19 protein-coding genes, 1 tRNA gene and 1 pseudogene are annotated in these 18,149 nt (G+C 59.7%); 12 read left to right on the plus strand and 9 right to left on the minus strand.

Going from position 1 to position 18,149, the window contains the following annotated elements; all coding sequences use genetic code 11:
- Positions 1–4 precede the first annotated feature (4 nt).
- A complete protein-coding gene (locus HYI44_RS00635; protein ID WP_045057648.1) occupies positions 5–199 on the plus strand; it encodes a hypothetical protein in 195 nt (64 codons plus the stop codon).
- A 14-nt stretch (positions 200–213) separates the two neighbouring features.
- Here HYI44_RS00635 and HYI44_RS00640 read toward each other — a convergent pair whose 3' ends face one another.
- Complete coding sequence (locus tag HYI44_RS00640; RefSeq protein ID WP_045057647.1) at positions 214–567, minus strand: DUF1428 domain-containing protein; 354 nt, start codon at positions 565–567, stop codon at positions 214–216.
- A gap of 2 nt (positions 568–569) precedes the next feature.
- Positions 570–1,652: a hypothetical protein gene (locus HYI44_RS00645; RefSeq protein WP_122839549.1), complete on the minus strand. Its 1,083-nt coding sequence runs from the start codon at positions 1,650–1,652 to the stop codon at positions 570–572.
- 453 nt (positions 1,653–2,105) lie between these two features.
- Between HYI44_RS00645 and HYI44_RS00650 the strand changes: the two genes are divergently transcribed.
- Positions 2,106–2,384: a hypothetical protein gene (locus tag HYI44_RS00650; RefSeq protein WP_201148043.1), complete on the plus strand. Its 279-nt coding sequence runs from the start codon at positions 2,106–2,108 to the stop codon at positions 2,382–2,384.
- A 4-nt stretch (positions 2,385–2,388) separates the two neighbouring features.
- Here HYI44_RS00650 and HYI44_RS00655 read toward each other — a convergent pair whose 3' ends face one another.
- On the minus strand, positions 2,389–3,318 hold the full coding sequence (locus HYI44_RS00655; protein ID WP_225568485.1) for a LysR family transcriptional regulator: 930 nt from the start codon (positions 3,316–3,318) through the stop codon (positions 2,389–2,391).
- Positions 3,319–3,454: 136 nt separating this feature from the next.
- Here HYI44_RS00655 and HYI44_RS00660 point away from each other — a divergent pair, with 136 nt between their 5' ends.
- Entirely contained in the window at positions 3,455–4,855 is a 1,401-nt protein-coding gene (locus tag HYI44_RS00660; RefSeq protein ID WP_225568486.1) for an MFS transporter, read from the plus strand.
- 19 nt (positions 4,856–4,874) lie between these two features.
- On the opposite strand, the gene HYI44_RS00665 is transcribed toward HYI44_RS00660, so the two are convergent.
- On the minus strand, positions 4,875–6,023 hold the full coding sequence (locus HYI44_RS00665; RefSeq protein ID WP_225568487.1) for a hypothetical protein: 1,149 nt from the start codon (positions 6,021–6,023) through the stop codon (positions 4,875–4,877).
- Between the two features lie 250 nt (positions 6,024–6,273).
- The gene (locus tag HYI44_RS00670; RefSeq protein ID WP_225568488.1) at positions 6,274–7,311 is read right to left on the minus strand and encodes a GGDEF domain-containing protein; all 1,038 of its coding nucleotides are present in this window, start codon (positions 7,309–7,311) and stop codon (positions 6,274–6,276) included.
- Between the two features lie 276 nt (positions 7,312–7,587).
- On the opposite strand from HYI44_RS00670, the gene HYI44_RS00675 reads away from it, so the two are divergent.
- Positions 7,588–9,213: an NADP-dependent glyceraldehyde-3-phosphate dehydrogenase gene (locus HYI44_RS00675; RefSeq protein WP_225568489.1), complete on the plus strand. Its 1,626-nt coding sequence runs from the start codon at positions 7,588–7,590 to the stop codon at positions 9,211–9,213.
- Positions 9,214–9,257: 44 nt separating this feature from the next.
- Positions 9,258–10,301 (plus strand): FUSC family protein, encoded by a 1,044-nt coding sequence (locus tag HYI44_RS00680; RefSeq protein ID WP_122839542.1) that lies wholly within the window; start codon positions 9,258–9,260, stop codon positions 10,299–10,301.
- 1 nt (position 10,302) lies between these two features.
- On the opposite strand, the gene HYI44_RS00685 is transcribed toward HYI44_RS00680, so the two are convergent.
- Complete coding sequence (locus HYI44_RS00685) at positions 10,303–11,196, minus strand: DMT family transporter (RefSeq protein WP_225568490.1); 894 nt, start codon at positions 11,194–11,196, stop codon at positions 10,303–10,305.
- Positions 11,197–11,331: 135 nt separating this feature from the next.
- Between HYI44_RS00685 and HYI44_RS00690 the strand changes: the two genes are divergently transcribed.
- Together HYI44_RS00690 and HYI44_RS00695 are read left to right on the plus strand one after the other, a co-directional pair.
- Positions 11,332–11,769, plus strand: coding sequence for an Lrp/AsnC family transcriptional regulator (locus HYI44_RS00690; RefSeq protein WP_045057639.1), 438 nt, complete (start codon positions 11,332–11,334; stop codon positions 11,767–11,769).
- Positions 11,770–11,826: 57 nt separating this feature from the next.
- Entirely contained in the window at positions 11,827–12,156 is a 330-nt protein-coding gene (locus tag HYI44_RS00695; protein ID WP_122839539.1) for a YceK/YidQ family lipoprotein, read from the plus strand.
- A 57-nt stretch (positions 12,157–12,213) separates the two neighbouring features.
- On the opposite strand, the gene HYI44_RS00700 is transcribed toward HYI44_RS00695, so the two are convergent.
- On the minus strand, positions 12,214–12,885 hold the full coding sequence (locus HYI44_RS00700; protein ID WP_045057637.1) for a Bax inhibitor-1/YccA family protein: 672 nt from the start codon (positions 12,883–12,885) through the stop codon (positions 12,214–12,216).
- 123 nt (positions 12,886–13,008) lie between these two features.
- Here HYI44_RS00700 and HYI44_RS00705 point away from each other — a divergent pair.
- Both HYI44_RS00705 and HYI44_RS00710 read left to right on the plus strand, forming a co-directional pair.
- Positions 13,009–13,096 (plus strand) — tRNA-Ser (locus tag HYI44_RS00705).
- 273 nt (positions 13,097–13,369) lie between these two features.
- Entirely contained in the window at positions 13,370–13,648 is a 279-nt protein-coding gene (locus HYI44_RS00710; RefSeq protein WP_163019433.1) for a hypothetical protein, read from the plus strand.
- Positions 13,649–13,731: 83 nt separating this feature from the next.
- On the opposite strand, the pseudogene HYI44_RS00715 reads toward HYI44_RS00710, so the two are convergent.
- Both HYI44_RS00715 and HYI44_RS00720 read right to left on the minus strand, forming a co-directional pair.
- A pseudogene (locus HYI44_RS00715) lies at positions 13,732–14,017 on the minus strand (EAL domain-containing protein); the annotation flags it as partial.
- 115 nt (positions 14,018–14,132) lie between these two features.
- The gene (locus HYI44_RS00720; RefSeq protein WP_225568491.1) at positions 14,133–15,107 is read right to left on the minus strand and encodes an NAD-dependent epimerase/dehydratase family protein; all 975 of its coding nucleotides are present in this window, start codon (positions 15,105–15,107) and stop codon (positions 14,133–14,135) included.
- Positions 15,108–15,867: 760 nt separating this feature from the next.
- Between HYI44_RS00720 and rfaH the strand changes: the two genes are divergently transcribed.
- Genes rfaH through HYI44_RS00735 form a run of 3 tightly spaced genes read left to right on the plus strand, consistent with a single transcriptional unit; the run spans position 15,868 to position 18,147 of the window.
- Positions 15,868–16,386 (plus strand): transcription/translation regulatory transformer protein RfaH, encoded by a 519-nt coding sequence (gene rfaH, locus HYI44_RS00725; protein ID WP_225568492.1) that lies wholly within the window; start codon positions 15,868–15,870, stop codon positions 16,384–16,386.
- Positions 16,387–16,440: 54 nt separating this feature from the next.
- Positions 16,441–17,601 carry an outer membrane beta-barrel protein gene (locus HYI44_RS00730; RefSeq protein ID WP_225568493.1) on the plus strand — a complete coding sequence of 387 codons (1,161 nt, stop codon included), beginning with the start codon at positions 16,441–16,443 and terminating at the stop codon, positions 17,599–17,601.
- 12 nt (positions 17,602–17,613) lie between these two features.
- Positions 17,614–18,147, plus strand: coding sequence for a polysaccharide biosynthesis/export family protein (locus HYI44_RS00735; RefSeq protein WP_225568494.1), 534 nt, complete (start codon positions 17,614–17,616; stop codon positions 18,145–18,147).
- Positions 18,148–18,149 lie beyond the last annotated feature (2 nt).

Here is an 18,149-nt window from a genome sequence, read left to right on the forward strand (position 1 = left end):
GGTCATGCGAGAGATCATCAGCAAGGAACCCTGGTGGGCAATGCCACCGCGGCCGGGTCAGGACGAGTCCGAGCTGGACTGGGGATGGCTGGTCCACTATAGCGAAGGTGAACCGCGTTTTGAGTTTATCAAAGAGCGCCCCACGGACATCGAGATCCGCAACCGCAAGAGCTGCAGGATCACCCCGTCGGCGGAGTGACCCTGCGCCGGGCCTCAGGCCTGCACGATCATGTTAAATCCGCCGAACACCATGCGCTGGCCGTCGAACGGCATCGGGTTGACGTCCGGCTGCATGCGCGGGTCGGACATAAGCTTGTTCATGCCGGCATCGCGGGTGGCCTTGTCCGGCCAGACGATCCAGGAAAACACCACGGTTTCGTCCTCCTTGAGTTTCACCGCCATGGGGAACGACGTGACCTTGCCGTCGGGCACGTCATCACCCCAGCATTCAACAACGCTCAAGGCACCGTTTTCCTTGAAAATGACCGCGGCCGACTCGGCGTGCTTCCTGAATTTTTCACGATTGGCGGTGGGTACTGCAGCGATCAAGCCATCAACGTAAGACATGGTTATTCTCCTGCCGGGGGTAGAGGGTCGAGCTGCTGGCTAGTCGATTCCGTCGGGCTCCAGTCGACAGCTGCGCCTTGGGATCCGACCGACGGCTGTTCGACCCTCCCGCCAAGGTTCCCCTCCACCTGCCCCGCCATGTACAAGGTGCCGGCCATCACTCCGGTCGTCGGGTTCTGCACCAGCTTCTGCCAGGCCTTGTCGAAGGTGTTGCCCAGGCTATTGCGGATCAGCGCCTCGCTGTCGGGGCGGTCGTTGGCCCGGATGATTGCGCGTATGCCCGCCACCCCCACCGTGATCAAGCCTCCCGCCAGCTTGCCGGCGGCTGCGGCCACGGCACTGGCGGCGCCGCGCGGGGCCATTTCGGCCTCCATGCGTTGACTGGCACGCTTGGCCACGGGCGCCATGGCCGTGTCAGTCGAACCCACGCCCCTGTCGCCACCGGCGACGTGAATTTTTTCGATCAGCGCCGAATACGCCGGCAGCGTATTGAGGTCGGTGTGAATGACCTGGTAAAGCGAAGCGTCCCGCGCAGCCGGTGGGCCCAGGGCAATGGCCGGGATCTTGTTGGCGCGGGCGTTGAGCTGGTCCATGGGCACGCGATGACGCTGGGCAATCACCTGCAGCTGCTGGCCCATGAGCTGCACGTAGAACTCGGTGGCCTGATGCAGAATCGCATCCGGGTCGACCTCGACGGCCACCGGCGCCAGCACCCTTTCCTGGTATTCATCAAGCAGGTACTGCGCGAGGCGCTTGGCCGAGGCGTCCTGCTCTCCCTTGGCGCTGATGGTGTACCAGCTGACCTTCATCGACATCCATTCCTGGGTCCAGTAGCTGCTGAACCAGGGGATGAAGTTCTCTTCAGTCTGCTCGTAGATCCGCGTGCGCCAATGCTCCATGGAGCCACGCGCGAAGACTTTGGCTTGCTCGGTGGCCGAGCGGGAAGCCGCCACAATCTCTCGATCCACCTGTTGCCAGGTGGCCTGCGCCACGATGATCGGGGGTTGTCTGACAGGCGCGCGCTCAGGCGTGGCGCATCCCGCCACGACCAACAGCACGGCGACGATCAGCGAACGCAGGTTCAAGGTCGCGGCTTCCTGACAAACGCGAGGCCAAACAGGATGCTCGGCGCTCGCAGGGACTGTGGTTTGAGTATAGGCGGCGGTGGCGTGCGCCTTCAGATCGTTTTTACTTTCAGCACCGCCATCGCGGGCAACCCTAATCGTCGCACCGCCGCTCCCACAGGGGTTGATGGCGAACGCAGCAGTTGTGTACGGCGGACATCCCTGTGGGAGCCGGGCTTGCCCGCGAGGGCGTCGGTCAGTACACCGCCAAGACCGACCATCATTCCCATCGATAACCACCATCGCGGCGAATGCCTTCCGCAAAAATTTCGTCAGCGTAGGATCAATCCCATCAAGCCATCACCCCATACCGGAGGGGCCCATCATGTTGATTCATCTCCTGACCTGCCTGGCCCTGACGGCCGTCACGCTGAGCATTTTTTCCTGGCTCGTATTGTCCGAGGAGCAACCGTCATGATCCACCCCGTCACCCTCTCCGTGAGCTTTCCGGTGTTTGGCAATAACTACTATTCCCAGCAAGTGGTATCGCGCAAAGTGTTCGCGCTGGTGTTCGACAAACAGTTTGAAGACCTGCTGATGCCGGCCGCCGCCAATCACTTCAGTAACGAAGTGGTCGGCCTGAACGACCAGTTCCGCTTTCTCAACGACGTGCTGGCCGACCACCTGCTCAACCGCGCCACTACCGCGCAGCCGGCACGGCCTTCGCACCACGCTCGGGGGGTAGTGCGCTGATCGTTCAGGGCTGGCCCGGTGTCGCCAGATTGGCCAGTGACTCCTGGCTCGAACACACTTCCCGCATACAAGCGCGCAACCAGCGATGCACCGGGTCGGCATCCAGACGTGGGTGCCAAAGCATCGCGATCGTCAAGGGCGGAAGATCGACGGGCAGTTCAAAAGCATGCATGTCCGCCCGCAGATTGGCGGTGTGACGCTCCGGCACGCTGGCGATCAAGTCACTCTCCCGGGCCAGCACCAGTGCGGTGCCGAACCCGGCAACGCTCGTCGAAATCCGCCGCACCAGACCCATCGCTTCAAGGGCCTGGTCGATCGCCCCCCTTTCCTCTGCGCGCCGCGAAACAGCGACGTGGCTGCCCGACGCGTAGCGAACCGGCGTGACTGTGCCCCGGGATAATGGGTGACCGGCCCTCACCACACCGATAATACGGTCGTGAAAGAGCCCTTGGGTGCGCAACTCCGGGCTCGCGGATTTGCCTACCACGCCGGTCTCCAGGTCCACGATGCCATCGCGCAGCGCCATGCTCTGCTTGTTGTTCTTGTGCACAAAGCACAGGCGTAGTCCCGGAGCTTGTTCGGCCACACGGGCGATCAGCCGGGCGCCGAAATTCTCGACGAAACCCTCGCGGGTGCGCAGCGTGAGTGTGCGCGTCACATGTGCCAGGTCGGGCTGCTCCGCCGGGCGCAACACCGCTTCGGCCTCCTGCACCAACTGACTGACGCGTTCACGTAACTGCAATGCCCGCGGTGTGGCCACGAGACCGCGCCCCGCCCTCACCAACAACGGGTCACCGGTGGTCGCGCGCAGTCGCGCCAGGGCCCGGCTCATAGCCGAGGGGCTGAGGCGCAAACGCTTGGCCGCCTTGGCAACACTGCCTTCGGCAAGCAGCACATCGAGGGTCACCAGCAAATTCAGGTCGGGAGTGCCCATTACATGCCTCGCGATGGTGGAAGATGGCGTCTGGTGCAGGTATCAAGTGCATCCTGTGCGCCTTCCGCCATGTTAGTCCAGGGCGTAGATTTCTGACAGCCGCCCAATCCGGGGCTGTCCGAGCCCGAGGTTCACCATGAAGCCGACGATGACCGTTGCCCAGCCCTCCGCGCCCATTGCCTTGGCGTTGCTCAGCCTGTCCCTGTCCATGTTACTGGCCGCACTCGGCACCAGCATCGTCAATGTAGGCCTACCGACATTAGCCGAAGCGTTCGATGCATCCTTTCAACAGGTGCAATGGGTGCTGATTGCTTATCTGTTAGCCATTACCACGCTGATCGTCAGCGTCGGCCGGCTCGGCGACAAGCTGGGTCGGCGGCGACTGCTGCTCAGCGGCATTGCGCTGTTCACATTTGCCTCGGCCCTGTGCGGCCTGGCACCCAGCCTGGGAGTGCTGATTGGCGCCCGGGCGCTGCAAGGCCTGGCTGCAGCGATCATGATGGCGTTGACCATGGCGCTGGTCGGTGAGTCCGTCCCCAAGGCCAGCACCGGAAGTGCCATGGGGCTGCTGGGGACCATGTCCGCAGTGGGCACCGCGATGGGACCTTCGTTGGGCGGCCTGTTGATCGATGGTTTCGGCTGGCGGGCGATGGTCCTGGTCACTGTGCCGCTGGGGCTGCTGACCTGGCTGCTGGCGTACCGCCATCTGCCTGCTGCGGCACCAACCCCCAAGGTGCCATCCGCGGGCTTCGACAGTCTGGGTACTGCGCTGCTGGCATTGACGCTGGGGGCCTATGCACTGGCCATGACACTCGGGCACGGCAGCTTCGGATGGCTCAATGGCGCGCTGTTGCTCGGCGCCTTGTTAGGGCTTGGCCTGTTCATCCATGTCGAGGCCCGCGCCGCATCACCTTTAATCTCCCTGAACATTTTCCGCGACCGGCACTTGAGCGCCAGCCTGGTCATGAGCGCGCTGGTCACCACCGTGATGATGGCGACACTGGTGGTTGGGCCTTTTTACCTGGCCCAGGGCTTGGGACTGGAGACGCTGCGGGTGGGGTTGGTACTGTCCGTCGGGCCAGTGGTGGCGGCGCTGACAAGTGTGCCGGCCGGCCGCGTTGTCGACCGCTTCGGCACCCGTCGCATAACCTTCGGCGGCCTTGGTGCAATGGTGCTCGGTTGCCTGGGATTGTCGGCCCTCCCGCTGGGGTCTGGCATCGTGGGCTATGTGGCGCCGATGATGGTGGTAACACTGGGTTATGCGCTGTTCCAGACGGCCAACAACACCGGGGTGATGGCCCAGGTTACCCAGGATAACCGGGGAGTGATTGCCGGCTTGCTGAATTTGTCCCGCAACCTGGGACTTGTCACCGGAGCGTCGGTTCTGGGAGCGGTATTCGCCATGGCCTCAACTGCTGCGACGCACAACCTGGCGCACCCCCAGGCAGTTGCCAGCGGGATGCGCATCACCTTTGCGGTTGCCCTGGTGCTGGTGGGTATGGCATTGGTGATTGCGCTGGTGAATCGATCGCGGTGAAACCTCCCTGGGTTGGTGCTCAGATCGTGCTCAGATTCATCCTGCTGCCCTTTCCCGGAACCCCTTCATGCAATGCTGACTGGATCACCGAATACACTCTATTGGCCTCTGCGGTGGTGATCGACCTCGAACAATTGCGCAACACCACACGCAGCAGCACGCTCTCCTGGCCCGGCAGTATGCCCAGCCGTTCAATTGCATGAGGTGGCAACTGGGCATATTTCCAGCGATTCTTGAGCTGGACCTCCTCAATCCAGCCAGAGCACTTGCCGGCAGCCAGGCAAATGCGTTCGGTCAACACCTCCTCACTCAGCCCTGGCGTGACCCCCAGCGAAACATCCCGGGCAATCGCCGGCGAACGTGACACGGGCACCCACGGCTTGAGGTCGCGCATCTGCGCCTGGACTTGCTCGTTCTGGTCGCGCAACAGGCGAATATCCGCGATGCCCTTGCGCAACATGGTCAGGCGATCCAGGCCCATGCCCAAGGCCAATCCGCCGTGGCGTAGCGGATCGATACCCAGTCGCTGCAACAACGATTCGGCGATGAGACCGCACTCCAGGACCTCGACCGGAATGCGCTCATTCAACACGCTTACTTCGATTCCACCCTCGGTGTAATGATGCCGACTGTCGGTGAAGATCCAGGATTTTTCCGGTACCGCCGATTGCATGACATCGTCGACCAGGCGCAGCAGATGTTCTCGAGTCGACATCGACGGATCGCCCAATACCCAGATGTCCATCTGGTGCGGCTGCGCGCAATGCCAGCGATCGCGACTGTCGCGCCGGAACGTGATCCCCGGCGCGGCCAGCAGGATCGTTTCCCCCGGCTGGCGCAATGCCGCCACTCGCTGCAGCGCGGCGGGAATCTGGCTGGTGGTTTGCGTGCGCAGCAGCGAGAACTCATCCACCCAGCAGGTGTGCGCATTGCCGAGCCTGACTTCTGCGGGATCGTAACCGAGCAGACCGTAATTATCTTCGGCAGAGACAATCCTCGGACCGGTCAACTCCTGCGCCACGGGCCAGCCCTTCGCCGCCAGCCCCCCGAGGACCTCGTCGACCAGCAGTCGCACGGCGTGGTCGGGGCTACCTTTTTCGGTCAGATCGACCTGGGTCAGGGCTTGGTGGACGGCGGCATACGCCAGGAATTTCTTGGGTGCTTGCACTAGGTGATCCTCTATCGACAGTCGTCCCCGGCCTCCTCTGAACAATGAAGCCTGCGGGTTAACGTAACGACACGAGGTGACCTGTCACAACCGAAAAAAGCGCAAAAAAGCATTTTCAGAATGGCGCTACAGACGCGTCCTACCGACGAGGTCCTGCTGACCGCCCCCCCCTGGAGCGGGCTTGCTCCGGGCGGCGTTCCGACAAAGAGGCCGTGACATCCGACATCAACATCACCTGCCCCGCCACCCATCACATCACCTGATTGCGCCCATTATGCTTGGCCCGGTACAGCGCATCGTCAGCGCGGACCAACAGGCTGTCGAGGGTGTCGTCGGGCCGGGCCAAGGCGGTACCGAATGACGCCGTGATGGTGTCCAGCAGCTTGCCATCGCCGCGGGTCTTGATGCGCAGGGACTGGATCTTCAGCCGCAGTTGCTCGGCGAAGGCCCGGGCGGTGGCGTGGTCGGGGCATTGTTCCAGCACCACGCAGAACTCTTCGCCGCCATATCGCGCGGCATGGGCATGGGCCGGCAAGGCGTTGCGCAGGGTTTGCGCGACATGCTGCAGCACCCGGTCGCCCAGGGGGTGACCATACTGGTCGTTGAACTGCTTGAAGTGGTCAATATCCAGGATGACCAACGCGAGCCCTTGCGATGGCCTGGCCAACGCCTGTTCCAGAACGTGCGTGAGCGCTGCACGGTTGAGCAGTTCGGTCAGGCCGTCGAGGGTCGCAGCCAGTTGTGCGCGCTGGAGCTTGTCGCGCAGGCTCTTGATCTCGTCCTGGGCGCTGTGCAGCTGGGACAGGAAGCGCTCCTGCTGACTCTGCATCAGCCGGGTACTTTGCTGCAGTTCGCTGAGGATATCCGGCAAGCGCTCGTCGGCGGGCGCCTCGAGCATGTCCAGGCAGTGACCCAGACTGGTCTGGAAACTGCGATTACCCTCCACACTGCGCGATACGTTTCGCGCCATGTCATCGACCAGATTGATGGCCTGCTGTTGACCCGCCCGCGCCACTTCCAGCTCGTCACGAATGATGTAGTCGCGAAACAGCTTCGAGGCGGACTCCGGCGGAAACTGCGGGAAGTCCTCCAGCACCTTGTCCAGCTGGCGGTTGAGCTCCGGCACCTGGCCTTTGCTGTAGGTGTACCAAAGCGCGTAGTGCACCGGGTTAGGAGGGATGTTGTGACGAACCATCAGGGGAACGGCCTGCTTGAGCAGCGCCGCAGCTTCGCGGGAGTCTTCCGGGTACAGCGCTAGAACAGTCGCTCGCGTCTCTGATTGGCTCATAACGTCACTGTAGTTATTCATCATTGGCAAATAGAAAACCCCCGGAGCATAACCGTCCGTCCGAAGCACGCATAGCCACTGGCCATAATTCACCGCGAAAAAAGACGGGTTTACGCTGGCGCCGTACACCCAAACAAGGGCTAGGCTTTTCCAGTGAATCGGATTGCTCAACGGCTGCGCTTTCCCAGCTGCCGCGCACATCAACCATGACAAGCGCGGGCCAGGTCTGCTAAAACGTTTCATCTGCGCATCAGCCAATCCAGACGGGGTAGCGACATGACCACTGCACATATCCTTGACCACCTGTTCCCTGAAGCCGGCAGCATCCCGGAGAAATACCGCCTTGAGGGCCAGACCGAACAACGTGAATACCTGGTCGACGGCGAACTGAAAACCTGGAACGGCCCCCTCGCCCAGGTGCGAAGCCCGGTGTACCTGAGCAGCGATCAGGGCGACCAGCAGGTGATCCTGGGCAGCACGCCGCTGCTGGATGCCGAGACCGCGTTGACCGCCCTCGACGCCGCCGTGCGCGCCTACGACCGGGGCCAGGGTTTGTGGCCGACCATGCGGGTGGCCGAGCGCATCCAGCACGTTGAGACCTTTCTGCGGCACATGCGCGAACAGCGCGAGGCGGTGGTCAAGTTGCTGATGTGGGAAATCGGCAAGAACCTCAAGGACTCGGAAAAAGAGTTCGACCGCACCTGCGACTACATCGTCGACACCATCAATGCGCTCAAGGAACTCGATCGCCGCTCCAGCCGGTTCGAGCTGGAACAGGACACCCTCGGGCAGATCCGGCGTGTGCCGCTGGGCGTGGCGTTGTGCATGGGTCCTTACAACTACCCCCTGAACGAGACCTTCACCACGCTGATTCCGGCCCTGATCATGGGCAACACCGTGGTGTTCAAACCGGCCAAACTCGGCGTGCTGTTGATCCGTCCGTTGCTGGAGGCGTTCCGCGACAGCTTCCCGGCCGGGGTGATCAACGTGATCTACGGCAGCGGTCGCGAAACCGTCAGCGCGCTGATGGCCAGCGGCAAGATCGACATCTTCGCGTTTATCGGCACCAACAAGGCCGCCAGTGACCTGAAAAAACTCCACCCCAAACCGCACCGCTTGCGTGCGGCCCTGGGCCTGGATGCAAAGAACCCCGGCATCGTCCTGCCGGAAGTCGAGCTGGATAACGCCGTCAACGAAGCCGTTACCGGTTCGCTGTCGTTCAACGGCCAACGCTGCACCGCGCTGAAGATCCTGTTCGTCCATGAAGACGTGGTCGATGCCTTCATTGAGAAGTTCAACGCCAAACTTGCCACCCTTAAACCCGGAATGCCGTGGGAAAACGGCGTGTCCCTCACCCCCCTGCCGGAAGCGAGCAAGGTCGATTACCTGCACGCCCTGGTAGCCGATGCGCAGAGCAAAGGCGCCAGCGTGGTCAACCCCAACGGCGGTGAAACCCGCGCGTCCTTCTTCTACCCGGCGGTGTTGTACCCGGTGACGCCGCAGATGCGTGTCTACCAGGAAGAACAGTTCGGGCCGGTGGTGCCGATCGTGCCGTACCGTCATCTGGATACGGTGATCGACTACGTACTGGAATCGGATTTCGGCCAGCAGCTGAGCATCTTCGGCACCAACCCGGTGGCGGTGGGCCGGCTGGTCGACACCTTTGCCAACCAGGTCGGCCGGATCAACCTCAACGCCCAGTGCCAGAGAGGACCGGACACCTACCCGTTCAACGGCCGCAAGAATTCTGCAGAAGGCACGTTGTCGGTGCATGATGCCCTGCGGGTGTTTTCGATCCGCACACTGGTGGCGACCAAGTTCCAGGAAAACAACAAGGAACTCATCAGCGAGATCATCAGCGGGCGCAATTCAAGCTTCCTGACGACCGACTACATCTTCTGAGGACAGCCGATCTGACCCTATTCAGAACGCACCGACTGCCACCCCTGCTGCGCCGGTTACTGCGTCCGTTGCTGGACCCGTACCGGCGTTACCAACACGCCAGGCTGATCCATGCGGTGCGGGTTTCGCTCGGGCTGCTGGCGTCGATCCTGCTGACCACCGGCATCAACCTGCCCCATGGCGAGTGGGCGTCGGTGACGATGCTGGTGGTGATCGGGGGCTTGCAGCATCACGGCAACATCGGCAAAAAAGCCGCCGAGCGCGCGATCGGCACGCTGGTCGGTGCCGCAATCGGGCTGCTATTGGTGCTGCAGCAGAGCTGGCTGGGAATGCCGTGGCTGACCTATTTCGTGATGTCGGTGGTCTGCGGTTTTTTCTCCTACCACGCCATCGGCAAAGGCGGTTACACCGCACTGCTGGCGGGCATCACGGTATTTATCGTCGCAGGCCATGGGGACAACCCGGTCAGCGATGGCTTGTGGCGCGGGGTCGACATCCTCATCGGGATTGCCCTGGCGCTGGCGTTTTCCTTTGCCCTGCCGCTGTACGCGGTGTTCTCCTGGCGCTACAACCTGGCCGATGCCCTGCGCGACTGCGCGACCCTCTACGGGCGCATCATCAACGGCCAGTCGGTCACGGACGACGAACACCATCGACTCATGGGCCGCTTGAACAGCGTGATGGTGCAACTGCGCTCACTGATGCCCTCGGTGTCCAAGGAAGTGAAGGTTTCCATGACCGAGCTCGACGCCCTGCAGCGCAACCTGCGCATGTGCGTGTCGACCCTGGAAATACTTGCCAACACCCGCCCCGAGGCCAGGGATCCAGCGGCCATGGGCCAGTTGCAAGCCCTGTTGAAAGCCGAGCACCGGCTGATTCGGGTGCAGCTGGTGGGCATGGCCCGGGCGCTGAAAACCGGCGCGTACCAGCGTCTCAACCGGCCTGTAGAGCCGGCGCCAGGCCCCAGCCTGGGCGAGCCGGTGTACAGCGCGCTGGACGGTAACCGGTTACTGATTCTGCAGCTGCTGGCCAACGTCGACCAGATGCGCCAACGCCTGGCGAAGACAGCGCCGCGGTGGAGTATTTGACCTACTGCGCCACCCGATGACGCAACCCCAGGTTCCACCCCTGCTGCATACCCGCCGCCGCCAGCAGAATCGCGGCGACGCCAATCCACTGCAGCATTTGCAGTTGATGACCAAACGCAAACCAATCGACAAAGATCGCCGCGATCGGATAGATAAACGACAACGCCCCGGTCAAAGCCGTGGGTAATTTCTGAATCGCCCCATACAGCAACACATACATTACCCCGGTGTGAACAATGCCCAGCGTCACCAGGCTGGCCCAGGCACTCGGCGCTTGCGGCAGCGCGGAAAAATGCGCAAACGGCGCCAGCAGCAGAACTCCGGTGCAGACCTGGATCAACGCGATCAAATGCGGCGCAGTACCGGTCAGGTGCTTGATGATCAAGGCCGCGATGGCATACAGAAACGCCGCGCCCAACGCCAGCGCGATGCCCATCAGGTAGTCATTGCCACTCTCGCCCTGAGTGCCGTGGGCACTGACAATCGCCAGCATCCCCATGAACGAAATGCCCAGCCAGAACAGTTTCTGCAGGGTAATTTTTTCATTGAGGAACACCGCCGCCAGCCCCACCAGCATGAACGGCTGGACGTTGTACACCGCCGTACCGATGGCAATCGATGCCCGGGAATAGGACGCGAACAGCAGCACCCAGTTGCCGACAATCGCCACGCCGCTAAGCACCGCCAGCAGGAACGTGGTGCGCGTCAACAGGCCGGGACGCAGGAAACCAAAGGCCGCGCAGATCAGCAGCAAGGTGCCGGCACCAAACACACAACGCCAGAACACCACGTCCAGCACCGGCTGCCCGGACACCAGCACAAACCAGCCGATGGTGCCGGAAATCAGCATGGCGGCGGTCATCTCGAATGACCCGCGACGGATTGATTTGTCCATCATCTGACTCCTGTAATTGAAGCCAGATTATGCCCATCAGCTGCCAGGCGCCTCCATAGCAAAAAGCAGGCTAGAATCCCCATCTACCTTTTTTACAAAGGTGAATCTGATTATTTACCTAACGGAGGATTCGCCATGACCGACGACATCGACCAGGTGCTGATCAAGGCCCTCATGGAAGACTCGCGGCGCTCGCTCAAGGCCCTGGCAGGTATCAGCGGCCTGTCTTCGCCCAGCGTGGCCGAGCGCTTGCGCCGCCTCGAAGAACGCGGCGTGCTCAAAGGCTACACCGTCGAGATCGACCCCAAGTGCTTCGGTTATCAGCTGCAGGCCATCGTGCGCATCCGTCCGCTGCCAGGGCAATTGCAGGAAGTGGAACGGCAGATCCAGGCGATCCCCGAATTCACCGAGTGCGACAAGGTCACCGGCGACGATTGTTTCATCGCCCGCCTGCATGTGCGCTCGATGGAACAGCTGGACACCCTGCTCGACCGCCTCAACACCCATGCTGAAACCAACACCGCAATCGTGAAAAAGACCCCGGTCAAACGCCGATTGCCGCCGATGGAATGAGTGATATTTTGTTGCGAAACACGTAGATTGGATGTTTTACAGCTAAGGATTGGCAGCATGAAAATTCAGGTCATGGCATTGGCAGCGCTGATGCTCGCGGGTTGCGGTACGGTCCAGACGGTGGCGCGCGGCGACGCAGTAGCCTCCAGGATTCTCAAGGAACAGCAGAGTTATTGCGGCGCAGTCCCGCGTATCTACAGCGGCGTGATCTTCGACTTCTGCTACCTCAATGCCCCGCTCGAAAGAGGCCGCGAAGCCAATACGCCGACCACTGCGCCGGCCATCGTCCTGGTCGATGTGTTGCTGTCCGGCGTGATGGACACCCTGGTGCTGCCTTACACGATCTACCGGCAACAGGCCGACGGCAGCATTATGGTTGCCCGGTAACCGGGATTGCAGGCAATAAAAAACCCGCCGAGGCGGGTTTTTTATTAGAGCCTGCGATCAATCATCGCGGCTCATGATGCCGAACAGCTGCAACAAGCTGACGAACAGGTTGTAGATCGATACATACAGGCTGATGGTAGCCATGATGTAGTTACGCTCGCCGCCGTGAATGATGGCGCTGGTCTGGAACAGAATGCAGACCGAGGAGAACAGCACAAAACCGGCGCTGATCGCCAGCTGCAGGCCGCTGATCTGGAAGAAGAAGCTGGCAACTACCGCGCCCAGCAACACGAAGAAACCGGCAGTGATGAAACCACTGAGGAAACTCATGTCCTTGCGCGAGATCAGCACATAAGCCGACAGGCCGCCGAACACCAGCGCGGTCATTGCGAAGGCCGAGCTGACCACTTCCGCGCCGCCCTGCATGCCCAGGTAGCGATTGAGGATCGGGCCGAGCAGGAAACCCATGAAACCGGTCAGGGCAAACGCCGACACCAGGCCCCACGCGGAATCACGGAGTTTGTTGGTCAGGAAGAAAAGGCCGTAGAAACCGATCAGCACCACGAAGATATTCGGGTAGCCGACACGCATCTGCTGGGCGACATAGGCCATCACGCCGCTGAATGCGAGAGTGAGGGCGAGTAGGCCGTAAGTGTTGCGCAGGACGCGGCTAACCTCTAGCTGCTCAGCCTGCACGCTGTTATTAACTGCGTAATCCTGTTCGCGCATGGCGACACTCCTGTTGGTTTGAAACGTTCAGTCGCAAAGATCATAACAGACGCCTTGTAACAAGCTACTCAGAGAGTTTGACAGTGTGTTTCATTCAGGTATTATGGCGCCCGCAACGCAAACGGAGGTGTGGCCGAGTGGTTTAAGGCAACGGTCTTGAAAACCGTCGACTGTAACAGGTCCATGAGTTCGAATCCCATCGCCTCCGCCATATTTGTACCGACAAAGCCCTGATTATTCAGGGCTTTGTCGTTTCTGGGGTTTGGGCTCCATCTGCTGTGTGCGTGCGAATTCTTGCGCTTGTTTGCACGGATCCTCCCCTCCTGCGCTCCCCCCAGACGCCCCCTCCAGCTCCCGTCTATTCAACGACCAAAGCCATCCCGCCGCAGCAAAAAAAGTTGAACCGCTTTTGTACGCGCTCGCCTAATGATCAGCTTGTGAACATTTGCACAGGCACTGTGCCAATACCGGCATACTCCGAGAGGTGGTCAACGTGGCTAAAGACGAGAAAAAAAGCAAAGGTGACGCTTCCAAAGCCAGCAAGGAATTGAAAGACAAAAAGTCATCACCGGCCAAGAAATCAGCGGCGGCTTCGGCGCTTTCGAAATCTTCCGACAAGAAAGACAAGAAAACAGAGGCCGAGCCGAAAAAATCTGCAAAAAAGGCTGATAGCAAGCCAGAGAAGGCCAAGAAAGCTGATAGCAAGCCAGAAAAGGCCAAGAAATCAGAGAAGTCAGACAAGCCGGCAAAAAAGAAAAAGTGACATCTGCTGTCAGCTAGGGCGTTACGCCCTAGCCTCCTCAGGCCGCTGGTCACCCGGGGCTCAAGGAAGCCGCTTCACACGGGCTACGCGCTGACCGACACCAGATCATTGAACGCGTCGACATCCAGCGGTCGACTCAGGTAATACCCCTGTCCTTCATCGCATGACACCGCCTTGAGCAGTTTAAGGTGCTCGGCAGTTTCGATGCCCTCCGCAGTCACCGTCAGCGACAGTGCGCGCCCCAGCCCCACTATCTCGCGGATAATTGCCTTGTCATCCTCACTTTCATCCAGCCGGTTCAAAAAGCTGCGGTCAATTTTGAGACCGTCGAACGGGAATGCCCACAGGTAATTCGGAGGAGTACCCCGTGCTTGCGCCCCCACCATCTGTCCGTCGGCGATCCGATAGCGTGGTGTCCCGTCCTTTCCGGGATGTGCCATTTCTGCATCGTGCCCTACAGCGATGGCTGGCGACGTTGCCCCGCTCAAACACGGTAATACGCCCGGTACCAGCGAACGAACGCTTGCACGCCCACGTCAACCGACGTCTGTGGGCTGAAGCCGATGCACGTGGAAAGCGCGGAGACATCCGCCCAGGTCTTGACCACATCACCTTCCTGCAGCGGCAGATGATTGCGCTGTGCCTCAATGCCCAGCGCCTGCTCCAGGCACTCGACAAACGCGAGGAGCGCGACCGGACTGCCGCGTCCGATATTGAATAACCGATTAGCGCCGCGCCCCTGCGCGCTCACAGGGGGCTTGCTGAGCAAGCGGTATATGGACTCGACAATGTCGTCGATGTAGGTGAAATCCCGCGCCATCTGCCCTTCGTTGTAGAGATCGATGGCACGCCCCTCGATCATCGCCTGAGTGAATTTGAATAGCGCCATGTCGGGCCGTCCCCAAGGCCCATACACGGTAAAAAAGCGCAGCCCGGTAGCGTGCAAGCCATAAAGGTGGCAATAGCTGTAAGCCAGCAATTCATTGGCGCGTTTGGTTGCGGCGTAGAGTGAAACCGGCTGCTCGACCGGGTCATCTTCCCGGAATGGCATTTTACAGTTGGCCCCGTACACCGAACTGCTCGACGCGTAGATCAGATGCTCTGGAGGAACACGACGACAGGCTTCAAGCACATTCAGAAAACCCACCAGATTTGATTGCCCGTAAACGTCCGGTTGGTCAAGTGAATACCTGACTCCGGCCTGCGCTGCCATATGAACGACGTATTCAAAACGATGCTGTTCGAACAGCGCCATCAGCGCAGGTTTGTCGACGATGTCCAATTGATGAAATTCGAAGCCTGGCAAAGATTTTAATGCGGCGAGCCGAGCCTGTTTGAGCGTAACGTCATAGTACCCATTGAGGTTATCGATCCCGACGACTTCAACCCCGTCCTCAATCAAGCGCGTAGCGGTGTGATACCCGATAAACCCTGCAGCACCGGTCACGAGAATGGTCATGGCAATACTCCCCCTTGATACATGGTTCGTGAGCGAATCATTTTGGGCAACAGCACTGTCATTTCATTGACGTCACTCTTCATACGCAGCGTCGTCCGAAAACGACAACTAACGGAAGTTGTGAGGTATAGCAGACTGGACAATAAGGATCCAAAACCGCATGCACAACGAAGAGCGTTTACATACTGCGTTATGTCACCCACTTGTGGGGAAAGTCCACATTTGTAATCAACCTGACATTATCGAAGGTCTATAAACCCCAGGACCACACGCAAGCGAAAAAGTTTTACGAGATTTCAACAATAGAAAAACGCTTATGAAACAGATACTTGAATCGCGTGATTCTGCGGATTTGATAAACGGTATTATTTTTGACTATTTCTGTTTGACAGCGACTCAGGTCTGGCCGATAACTAGTACGTGGCTGAGCAGCCAACTGCCGAACCGTTTCGTTTCCACCTCGGTAGTTGCCAGCCAGTTATTTGGCAAACATCCCCAAAGGGTTGCATAAGCAGACCGTGCGGCAGCTTTACCCAACGAAAGTCGCCGTCTGTTTATACCTAAGACAACCCGCCTATAACAACGCACGACCATAAGTGATTCATTTTTGAAACACTTACCCTGCCAATAAAAACATACGCCGCATCTGGCTTTACCATTCTGGCTTTGATCAGCCTACTAGCCTCCAACAAGCATGAGTACGCACTCACGTGTGTAAATTCAGCATGCTTAATTTTCGCTATGTATGGAGTATTCCAGCATGCTCACGGGTCGCCGCAACGGTTCCAATTGGTATTTACTGCAGTGCAAGCCGCGCCAGGATGAACGAGCTGAATTCAATTTGCTTCAGCAGGGTTACGCTACGTTTCGGCCACAATTGATAAGTGACCGCATGGTGCGGGGAAAACCGCACAAGGTCGTCGAATCCTTGTTCCCGGGTTACCTGTTCATCCAGCTGGGTGGCGATGATAACTGGGGCCCTATCCGTTCAACCCGTGGCGTCAGCCGCATCGTCGAATTCAATCATGTGCCGGCTATCGTTAACGATCAGGTGATTGAACACCTACGCGTGCGCAATGCCACATCGCTTGAATCCTCCCCTGCCAACACGCTCGAACCTGGCCATACCTTGCACATCATTGCAGGACCATTGGCACCGTTTGAAGGTGTCTGTCTGTCAATGCTGGGTGCTGAGCGCGTCATGATGCTGTTGCAGTTTCTCAACCGGCAACAGCCTGTGCGCGTACCGCTGGGCTTGCTTGAGCGACAACGACAATAACTCCCGCGCGCGCCCTTCGTCTTACGCCGATAACCACTTTGTGGACCAAGAACCATGGCCCTGAACTCTCGCTGCCCCGCTGCCTTGCTCTTGGCTTGCCTATACCCCGAAATGGCCTGGTGCCTGGAGCCGCAAGCCATCAATGTCTACGGCTTCGACTTCACGCCCAAGTTCGCTCTATCGGAAAGTTACGACGATAACTTTCGTGAAATTGAACACGATGTTCAATCCACGATGGTCACCCGGCTCGCGCCTTCTTTCGAGCTCAAAGCTGAAGACCGCAATAGCGCGACGCGGCTGATTTGGGAACCCACGCGCTACATCTATCACCAGGATGAAGATGCCTCGAATACCGCCCAGCGCCTACGCGCCGACAGCATCATGGAGTTCACCGATCGCCATCGACTGAAACTGGAAGCTGAAGCGCGCAAGTACGAGCGCACGACCTCGACCGCCGTCGAAGGCATCAACGACAAAATCGACAACAGACGGGTCAATGGCGTGTACACCTTCGGCGCCAGGACGGCTGCCAACCAGATCGACCTCGGCGCCAGTTATGCGCAACTGCGCTACGACAACGCCGACGGGATCAACGATGACAAAGAGCGCAACACCAGCGGCTTTATCAGTACCTGGTATCACCGCCTCGGCAGCAACACGCGCGGCCTGCTCGAATACGACCACACCCGGTTCGATTACCTGCAATCGGGCAGCACCCGCAGCAGCAGATCCAATGCGTTGCTGGGCGGCGCCGAATGGGACATGAGCGCTCGTACCAGCGGCAAACTCAAGGTCGGTTATGAGCGCAAGGATTTCGACGAAAGCGGTGCCAGCGACTTGAGCAATCCCACCTGGCAAGTGGACCTGCGGTGGAAACCACGCACTTACTCGACCTTCACCTTTCTTGCCCGACAGGCCATGGCCGAAGGCGACGACGGCGCTGATGCCGTCAAGTCGACCTTCACCCAGGTTGGCTGGCGCCATGGCTGGACAGAACGCATCACCACCGTCGCCCAGGCCGGCATGGGCCGCTACGACTACGAGGGTCAGTCGCGCAGCGACAACCTGCAGGACTACAACCTGGCGGTGATTTACAAGATGCGCCGCTGGCTGGACATCGAACTCGGTTACCGATTCCGCGACAACGACTCGGACGCTGACAACGAGAGTTTCACCCGCAACGTCTTCCAGATCAGTTTCGACGTTAGTCTCTAAGAGGCCAGGCCCATGAATGCGCGCATCGTTTTCCTGTTGCTACTGGGGTGGCTGATTCCCGCAGCCCACGCCGCCGATTCCACTACCGATTACAAGCTGGCAGCGGGCGATGTCTTGCGCATCACGGTGTTCGGCGAACCGGAGCTGAGTTTCAAGAAGATCCGCCTTAACGATGCCGGCACCTTTTCCTACCCGTTTCTGGGCGAGGTCATCGCTCGGGGACTGACCCCCAATCAGGTCGAGCACAAGATCGTCGAAGGCCTCAAACAAGGCTATCTGGTCGATCCCAAGGTCAGCCTCAGCCAGATCGAATACCGACCGTTCTACATCAATGGCGAAGTGCAGAAGCCGGGGAGCTATCCGTTTCAGCCCGGACTCACGCTTGAGAAAGCCATTGCCTTGGGCGGCGGGCTGACCGAACGCGCCTCGATGAAACGCGTGACGATTCTGCGAGGTGTCGGTGGTCCACCCGTGATCGACGACATCAGCCGCACCACGGTCATCAGTCCGGGTGACACCATTTCCATTGCACAAGGCTTTTTCTAATT

It is taken from the genome of Pseudomonas sp. Y24-6, assembly GCF_020295325.1.
In the GTDB taxonomy this organism is placed as follows: Bacteria; Pseudomonadota; Gammaproteobacteria; order Pseudomonadales; family Pseudomonadaceae; genus Aquipseudomonas; species Aquipseudomonas gregormendelii.